At 69.7% G+C, this 479-nt stretch carries 1 protein-coding gene; it reads left to right on the top strand.

Going from position 1 to position 479, the window contains the following annotated elements; all coding sequences use genetic code 11:
• A partial coding sequence (locus tag PSSD_RS26025) for a GGDEF domain-containing protein (RefSeq protein ID WP_153011539.1) occupies positions 1 to 479 on the top strand: 479 nt, incomplete at both ends.

Genomic DNA, 479 nt, shown 5'->3' with positions numbered 1-479 from the left:
TGCGTCACGGACACCGCACCGCACCCGTTTGGCGCCGAGCAGGTTACCACCCTGAAGCTGCTGGCCGCTCTGGTGATGTCGTTTCTGGAGGCCTGGCACTCCGCCGGCTTCGCTGACCCGGTCACCGGCCTGCCCAACCGCCAGCGCCTCATCCGCGACCTGCAGTATCTGGCCGCCTCCGGTGACCGTACAGCCCGCCGGCTGGTGCTGATAGACTGCATCGACATGCCGCGCGCCTATGAACTCGCGCGCTCGATGGGCATGGGTCCGGTGGAGAGCCTGCTGAAGGACGTGGCCACGCTGCTGCCGCTGCGGCTCCGTCCTGCCGCCGGCGAGCTGCTCTACACCGTTGCCACCGGGCGATTCGCCGTGCTGACGCGTGACGACAGCCGGCTCAGCGCGGACTGGGTGGCAGGACGACTGGAGGGGATCAGCGCCGACCTGGGCGACGGCATCGCCGTGGCGCTCAGCACCCACAC

It is taken from the genome of Type-D symbiont of Plautia stali, from assembly GCF_001485335.1.
In the GTDB taxonomy this organism is placed as follows: Bacteria; Pseudomonadota; Gammaproteobacteria; order Enterobacterales; family Enterobacteriaceae; genus Pantoea; species Pantoea vagans_C.
The sequence above is the reverse complement of the archived record's forward strand: the minus strand, read 5'-3'. Positions and strand labels throughout refer to the sequence as shown.